This window comes from Dietzia sp. Cai40 (assembly GCF_014145165.1).
GTDB lineage: Bacteria > Actinomycetota > Actinomycetes > Mycobacteriales > Mycobacteriaceae > Dietzia > Dietzia natronolimnaea.
In genome coordinates this window covers 1-6997 of sequence record NZ_JAALEB010000307.1, presented here as the reverse complement: position 1 = coordinate 6997, position 6997 = coordinate 1, and the positions used below count along the sequence as shown (strand labels likewise).

Genomic DNA, 6997 nt, shown 5'->3' with positions numbered 1-6997 from the left:
CGTGACGAGGGCTGCCGCGGCCAGCGAGGCCGATGCGGCGCGGGCGGCACGGGCGGCGCGGGCGGCACCGATTATGTTCATCTCTTCATTAAGCCACGCCCGGTGATCATCGGCAGGTCCTTTGCGTATACCAGACCGGGCTCCGCCGCGACCACGGCCTCGACGGCGTTGACCAGCCTCATCGCGGTGACGAGCATGCCGGACTCGTTGTGGTCGCCGTGCTCGGCGTGGTGGGTGAACTCCACGCGCATGGCCGGCTCACCGAGGATGTCGATGCGGTAGCACCCGTCCCCGTGGTCGGGGCGGGGCCAGTCCGGTGCCTGGTCGACGGCGGTGCGGGTGACGTGCTCCAGGACGATGCGGTCCTCGCCGTCGACCTGTCCCACCACCTCGAACCGCAGCGCCGCCTGGGTCCCGGCCGGGACCTCGCACGCCAGCAGCGACAGGTCCCGATCTGCGGGAAGCCGCTCGTGGCGCTCGACCAGCGGTTCGTCGAGCGTCACCTCCAACGCGGCGGCGAGCTGACGGACCACCGACCCCCAGCCCGCGGCGAGCATCCCCGGTCGGAGCAGTGGCGGCAGGGTGTCCATGGACCGACCGAAGCCGAACAGCCGCCGCATGGTCTCGCCCTGGTGGTACACCGAGTAGTCGGCGATCTCGCCCACCCGGATCAGGTCGATGCGCCGGGACAGGCTCGTCATGACCAGCGGCAGGACGTCGTTGGCGAATCCCGGGTCGATGCCGTTGACGTGCAGCGTGGCGCCACCCTCGCGGGCGGCGTCCACGAGTTGGGCGATCATCTCCTCCGGGAGGGTCCCGTGCGGGTACTGGAGCAGGACGGGGCCGGAGGCCACCACGTCGATACCCGCGCGCAGGAAGCCGCGGAAGTCCTCGATCGCCGGCATGAAGCGGGTCTCGGTCTCGGCGGTGTACACGATCGCGTCCGGGTCGAGAGCGAGCAGTGCCGCCCGGTCGTCGGTCGCGATCACCCCCAGATCCCGGTCCAGACCGGCGAGCCGGCCCGCGTCGACGCCGACCTTCGCGGGATCGGAGACGAAGACGCCCACCAGCTCCAGCTCGGGCCGGGCGTCGACGGCCTCGACCGCCATCCTGCCCAGATAGCCCGTCGACCATTCCACGACCCTGATCGGTACATCCCGGCTCGTCATGGGTGAACCCTAACGACCGGGCCGGAGCCGGCGGGGCCCCTTCACCAGATGCTCACGCGCTCCTCGGGGGCGAGCCACAGCCCGTCGCCCTCGGTCACCCCGAACGCGGCGTGGAAGTCGTCGAGGTTCCGCACCACCTGGTTGCAGCGGAACTCCGGCGGGGAGTGCGGGTCCACGGCCAACCGGCGGGCGGCCTCCTCCGCGCGGGTCTTGGTGCGCCACACGATGGCCCAGGAGGTGATGAGCCGCTGGATGCCGGTCATCCCGTCGATCTCGGGGCCCACCTCCGTCCCCTCCGCCGGCTGCACGTCGGAGCCCTCCCCTGTCGACCCCTGCGCCAGCCGGTAGGCCAGCAGCGCGATGGTCAGCCCGCCGAGGTCGCCGATGTTCTCCCCCACCGTGAAGGCTCCGTTGACGTGGTCCTTCGCGGGGTCGAGACCGTCCGGGGTCAGGCCCTGGTACTGGTCGATCAGCGCGTCCACGCGGGTGGAGAACGCCGAGCGGTCGTCGTCGGTCCACCAGTCCACCAGGTTGCCGTCGCCGTCGTACTTCGACCCCTGGTCGTCGAACCCGTGGCCGATCTCGTGACCGATCACCGCGCCGATCGCCCCGTAGTTGGCGGCGTCGTCGGCGTCGGCGTCGAAGAACGGGGGCTGGAGGATGGCGGCCGGGAACACGATCTCGTTCATCACCGGGTTGTAGTAGGCGTTGACCGTCTGCGGGGTCATGTGCCACTCGCCGCGATCGACCGGGCCGCCGAGCTTGCCCAGTTCGTAGCGGTGCTCGAACTCGGCCGACCGCCGCACGTTGCCCAGCAGGTCGTCCGGGCGCACCTCGAGCGCCGAGTAGTCGCGCCACTTCTCCGGGTAGCCGATCTTGGGCACGAACGCCTCGAGCTTCTCCTGCGCCCGCTCGCGGGTCTCCGGCGTCATCCACGGCAACCGCGCGATGGAGTAGCGGTAGGCGGCGGTGAGGTTCTCCACCAGCTCGACCATCCGGGCCTTGTGGCCGGGTGGGAAGTGGCGGGCCACGTACTCCTTACCCACCTCCTCGCCGAGGGCCGCCTCGACCGCGGCGACGCCCCGCTTCCACCGGGCCTTGATCTCCTCCGTGCCGGACATCGCGGTGCCGTAGAAGCGGAAGTCCTCCTCGACCAGGTCGCTGGTCAGGTAGGGCGCGCGCGAGCCGAGGACCCGCCACCGCAGCCATTCCTTCCACGTCTCCAGTGGTTCGGTCGACCACAGTTCGGCGACCGCGGTGAGGAAGTCGGGCTGCATGGCCACGACGCGGCCGAAGGTCTCCTCCGAGCCGCCCACCTCACGGGCCCAGTCGTGCCAGGGGAATCCGGGCGCCAGGCCGGGGAGCTCGTCCCAGGTGACGGGGTTGTAGGTCTTGTCGGCGTCGCGGCGGGCCACCACATCCCAGTGCGCGGAGGCGATGCGGGTCTCCAGCGCGACGATCCGTTCGGCGCGGGTGCGGGCGTCCTCGTCTCCCGACAGTCCCGCGAGCACGAGCATCCGCGCGATGTGATCCGTGTACTGGTCGCGCAGCTCCGCGTACTGATCCTCGCGGTAGAAGGACTCGTCCGGCAGTCCGATGCCGTACTGCACCAGGTAGAGGATGTACTCGGTGGAGTTCTTGGCGTCGTTGTTGACGTAGGCGCCGATCAGACCGCCGACGCCCACCTTCTCCAGCCGCGCCATGGCCAGGGCCAGCGAGTCGGCGTCGGTCGCGCCGTCGATCTCCGCCAGGTCGGGGGCGAGCGCGGCGACGCCCGCGGCCTCGACCGCGTCGGTGTCCATGAAGGAGGCGTAGAACGCCCCGATCCGCGAGTCCACGGGGGCGTCGGTGATGATGTCCCGCACCCGCTCCTCGGACAGGTCGCGCAGGGCGAGGAAGGCACCGTCGATGGGCCGGTCCGCGGGGATCACGTGATCGCGGATCCAGGTGCCGTTGACGTGCTGGTAGAGGTCGTCCTGGGGACGGACGTCCCGGTCGACGTACTGGAGGTCGAGGCCCGAGGGGCGCGAGTCGTCGGTCGTGGTGATCTCGGTCGCTGTCATGCGACCAGGTTACGGAAGGTCCGGCGACCGGTCTCTCAGTAGAAGCCGTTCCGGGCGTTGTACTCCTTGGCGCCCGAATAGGCGTCGACCATCCCCCAGACCCAGAACCCGAGCATGATCGGGATCCCGATCAGGACCACGGACAGCAGGATGCCGAGGAAGTAGCCGGCCATGATGCCGATCCCCTTGCCTGCCTGGCCGTTGATCAGCGTGCCCAGCCCGGGCAGGAAGAAGGACAACACCAGCGAGAGCGCCGGTTCCTTGCGCGACGCCCCGTAGGCCGGCGCGTACGGGTGCATCGCGCCATAGCCCGGTGAGCCGTAGGGCTGCACGCCGTAAGGCTCCACGCCGTAGGGCTGCGTGCCGTAGGGCTGCGTGCCGTAGGGCTCCGTCCCATAAGGCTGAGTCCCGAACGGCTGGGCCCCGTAGAAATGGGCGCCGTAGGGCTGCTGCTCGAACGGCTGCTGCTCGAACTGCTGCTGGTCGAACTGCTGGTGCCCGAACGAGGGGCTCTCGTAGGACTGCGTCCCGTAGGGAGAGAACCGGTCGCCGGAGTCCGACGGGGTGCCGTACGCCGAGCCGTGGCCCCGGGGGTCGTCGCCGTACGACTCGTGGTTCTCGGACGGGGAAGTCATGTCCTCCACAGTAACGCGGAGTGACGGTGTCCCGGTTGCGAGCAGGTCTCAGTTGCGCGCGGTCATCCCGGGCCGGGCCCAGATGTCGGCGCAGTCGACGCAGGCGTCCTCCGACACGACACCGACCCGCTGCAGTTGGCCGTACATCCAGCACCCCAGGCAGAACCCCAGGGCCGCCTCGGCGAGGGCGGCGGCCACCAGCACGCCCAGGACCACGACCCCCGCCCCCGTCAACCCGCCCAGGAACAACCCGAGCGCGACCGAGGACATGACCAGGCCGATCGTCTGGGCGAACCGCTTAGGTGCACCCGCGACCAGCTTGGGCTCGGAGCTGACCCTGGGGGCCAGTACGTGCACCGAGAGCCTGCCGAACGGTGAGTACCGCGGCCCTCCGGCCACCCGGAGGGCGAAGCCGACGACCAGTGCCGCGGCGAGCCAGGTCTGCGCCGGCGGCGGCGCGAGCATCGTCACCACCGCGAGCGTCACGACGAGCCCGGCAGTGCACCGGGCGGCATAGTCGTTGACGACCTCAGGGAACGCGAACACCTCTCGCAGGCTCATGACCGACCTCCTCGACCTCTCGGTACCGTCCGTACCGCCACTCTGCATAGACAGATCTGTCTACCCATGCCCCGAGAGTACGCCTGAACCCGCGAAAGTCCCAGCCCGGTTATCCTGCGGAGCATGGCGCACCGGAGAGCAGCGGCACTTCAGCCCGGCCGTGCGATCGTCGCGGGTCTCGGCCTCGCCCTGGCCGTCGGCGCCTGCGGGCAGGTGACGCCGGGTGAATCACCCACGACCACCACCGGACCGGGCACTGCCCCCACCACGACACCGAGCGTCGCCGCCGGGACTCCCGCCCCCTCCCCCGGCCCGGACGCCACACCGGGGTGTGAGGTCCTGGCCGGGCCGGTCCACAGGCTGGTCACCGGTCAGGTCGACCCGGGAGTCGGCTCCGAGGAGGTGCGGCGCCTGGCCGACGGAGTCGAGGACAACGCCCTGTCCGCCGTGGCGAGCCGGATCTCGGGCCTGGTCGTCCAACCCGCCCCCGACCCCTCGGCCGTCGACGCCCAGTGGGTGCAGTTCGCCCGCCTCTGCGATCTCGACTGACGTACCCGGCACCTAGGCTGACGGCCGTGCCCCCACCGCTCAGACGCCGATCCGGCTCACCCCGACCGCCCGCCGCCCCGTCACTGCCGCGGCGGGAGCAACTCCAGTCGCCGCGGTCCGAACTCGAACCGGACGGGCTGTGGGACGGCGTGTGTGCCACCGCCGAGGACGCCCCCTCCCCCGACGAGGGCGCGGCGCTGATCGGCGGCGCGGAGATCCGAGAGTCGACACTGGAGGGCATCAGACTGAGCAGCGCCAGGGCCGACTCGCTCCGCCTCACCGACGTCGTGGTCAGCGGCTGCGACCTGTCCGGGATGGTCGCCGACGGGGCCACGTTCACCCGGGTCAGATTCACCGGGTGCCGGCTCACCGGCCTGGTCCTGTCCGACGCCAGACTGACCGACGTGTCCTTCGAGGACTGCCACGCCGACATGATCAACCTGCGGATGGCCCGGCTCCAGAGGGTGCGCCTGTCCGCCACCCGCTGCAGGCAGGCGGACCTGCTGGAGGCGCGGGTGGCGGACCTGTCGACGGACGGCGCCGACCTGCGGGGCGCGAGCCTCGACCGGGCCACGTTCACCGCGGCGGACCTGAGGGGTGCCGAGTTGGAGGACGTGCGGGGGGCGTCCGCGCTCCGGGGGGCGATCATCTCGCCGGAGCAGGTCGTCGGGGTCGGACTGGCACTGATCGGCGAAGCGGGGATCAGGGTCGAGTAGGCGGGATCGAGCGAGCGCTCAGGGCAGGTGCGAGGCGGCGTCGCGCCACTGGTTGACGGCCCGGTTGATCACTGCCTGGAGACGGAGAACCTGGTCGCGATCCGTGAGCGCGATGCCGTCGACACCCGTCCGCAGGACGAGCTCGGGCACCCCGCGCCCGGCACCGTTCTCGTCGAGCACCGCCTTCTCGACCACGGACACCTCGAGAACCGCGTCATCGGCCGGACCGTCGACTTCGGCGACGAGGTCGTGACGGTAGCGAGGGGTAGAACAATCTACTGCATCGGACACGAGGGGACTCCCGACTGGAACGGTGGGGCGACTCCAACAATAGAGGTGGGAAAACACCTGATCGCACCAGTGGGACAGCGTGTTACCGGTTGTGACGGATCCGTGACCCACGCCACCCCCGTCGCGCCGGTGCTGGGCGAAGAAATCCCAGCGAAGTTGCGCGAGTTGCTTGTGTGACAGGTGTTACTAATTGATACTCACCCCATGACACCAGCCGGTCAGCCAGCCCGCCGTGCCCCTCTCCCCCGCCTTCTCGTGGCCCTCGCCTCCGCGGCGGCCCTGGCTCTCGGACTCCTCGTCGTCGTCATATCCCCCCGGGCCGACGCCGTCATCCCCCTCTCCCCCGTCTTCGACGGCCTGGCCCGCGGCGTCGACTCCTCGAGTTGGCAACACCCGCACGGCGCGCCGGTCGACTGGCACGCGGCCGCCGCGTCCGGCCAGTCCTTCGCCTTTATCAAGGCCACCGAGGGCACCGGCCCCGCGAACCGCTACTACGAGGCCGACGTCGAGCAGGCCCGGGCATCCGGCATGGCCGTGGGCAGCTACCACAAGGCCCGCCCCGCGATGGATCCCGCGGTCCAGGCCCGCGCCTTCGCCACCCGCCTGCAGTCCGTGGGAGGCGCCCAGCTGCCGCCGGTGCTCGACATCGAGACCGACGAGGGCAAGAACCCGGAGGAGCTGATCGAGTGGACGCACGTCTTCCTCACCGAACTCCAGCACCTCACCGGGCGGACCCCGATCATCTACACGTACCGCTTCTTCTGGATCGACCGGATGGCCAACACCACCCGGTTCTCCGAGTACCCGCTGTGGCTGGCCGAATACGGGGTGCCGGAGCCCACGCTCCCCGTGATCGGTGGCTGGAGCGAGTGGCTGTTCTGGCAGAACTCGGAGACCGGCGAGGTGCCGGGCTTCGCCGGCCCCGTGGACCTCAACGTCTTCGCCGGGACGCGCGAGGAGCTCGGGGCGTGGATGGGACCCGTCACGCCGGGCGAGGCGCCGGCACCCCCGCC

At 70.5% G+C, this 6997-nt stretch carries 8 protein-coding genes; 3 read left to right on the top strand and 5 right to left on the bottom strand.

Annotated elements, in window-relative coordinates; all coding sequences use genetic code 11:
• Positions 1 to 77: 77 nt before the first annotated feature.
• The 4 genes from G6022_RS11935 to G6022_RS11920 are packed head-to-tail and all read right to left on the bottom strand — an operon-like array spanning position 78 to position 4428.
• On the bottom strand, positions 78 to 1169 hold the full coding sequence (locus G6022_RS11935) for a diacylglycerol kinase (RefSeq protein ID WP_182638736.1): 1092 nt from the start codon (positions 1167 to 1169) through the stop codon (positions 78 to 80).
• Positions 1170 to 1210: 41 nt separating this feature from the next.
• The gene (locus G6022_RS11930) at positions 1211 to 3232 is read right to left on the bottom strand and encodes a M13-type metalloendopeptidase (RefSeq protein WP_182638738.1); all 2022 of its coding nucleotides are present in this window, start codon (positions 3230 to 3232) and stop codon (positions 1211 to 1213) included.
• 35 nt (positions 3233 to 3267) lie between these two features.
• A complete protein-coding gene (locus tag G6022_RS16710) occupies positions 3268 to 3867 on the bottom strand; it encodes a hypothetical protein (RefSeq protein WP_206682377.1) in 600 nt (199 codons plus the stop codon).
• A 48-nt stretch (positions 3868 to 3915) separates the two neighbouring features.
• The gene (locus G6022_RS11920; protein WP_179523589.1) at positions 3916 to 4428 is read right to left on the bottom strand and encodes a DUF4395 domain-containing protein; all 513 of its coding nucleotides are present in this window, start codon (positions 4426 to 4428) and stop codon (positions 3916 to 3918) included.
• A 123-nt stretch (positions 4429 to 4551) separates the two neighbouring features.
• Here G6022_RS11920 and G6022_RS11915 point away from each other — a divergent pair, with 123 nt between their 5' ends.
• Both G6022_RS11915 and G6022_RS11910 read left to right on the top strand, forming a co-directional pair.
• Positions 4552 to 4977: a hypothetical protein gene (locus tag G6022_RS11915; protein ID WP_179523590.1), complete on the top strand. Its 426-nt coding sequence runs from the start codon at positions 4552 to 4554 to the stop codon at positions 4975 to 4977.
• Positions 4978 to 5003: 26 nt separating this feature from the next.
• A complete protein-coding gene (locus tag G6022_RS11910) occupies positions 5004 to 5693 on the top strand; it encodes a pentapeptide repeat-containing protein (RefSeq protein WP_179523591.1) in 690 nt (229 codons plus the stop codon).
• 18 nt (positions 5694 to 5711) lie between these two features.
• Here the strand turns inward: G6022_RS11910 and G6022_RS11905 are convergent, their stop codons facing one another.
• Positions 5712 to 5984 carry a hypothetical protein gene (locus G6022_RS11905; protein ID WP_179523592.1) on the bottom strand — a complete coding sequence of 91 codons (273 nt, stop codon included), beginning with the start codon at positions 5982 to 5984 and terminating at the stop codon, positions 5712 to 5714.
• A gap of 204 nt (positions 5985 to 6188) precedes the next feature.
• On the opposite strand from G6022_RS11905, the gene G6022_RS11900 reads away from it, so the two are divergent.
• Positions 6189 to 6997, top strand: an 809-nt coding sequence (locus tag G6022_RS11900; RefSeq protein WP_182691622.1) for a glycoside hydrolase family 25 protein, incomplete at its 3' end; no start/stop codon positions are given.

Bases quoted from the DNA above. Each gene is read 5' to 3' on its own strand.
- G6022_RS11935 (WP_182638736.1), bottom strand. From the start codon at position 1,169: ATGACGAGCCGGGATGTACCGATCAGGGTCGTGGAATGGTCGACGGGC.
- G6022_RS11930 (WP_182638738.1), bottom strand. From the start codon at position 3,232: ATGACAGCGACCGAGATCACCACGACCGACGACTCGCGCCCCTCGGGC.
- G6022_RS16710 (WP_206682377.1), bottom strand. From the start codon at position 3,867: ATGACTTCCCCGTCCGAGAACCACGAGTCGTACGGCGACGACCCCCGG.
- G6022_RS11920 (WP_179523589.1), bottom strand. From the start codon at position 4,428: ATGAGCCTGCGAGAGGTGTTCGCGTTCCCTGAGGTCGTCAACGACTAT.
- G6022_RS11915 (WP_179523590.1), top strand. From the start codon at position 4,552: ATGGCGCACCGGAGAGCAGCGGCACTTCAGCCCGGCCGTGCGATCGTC.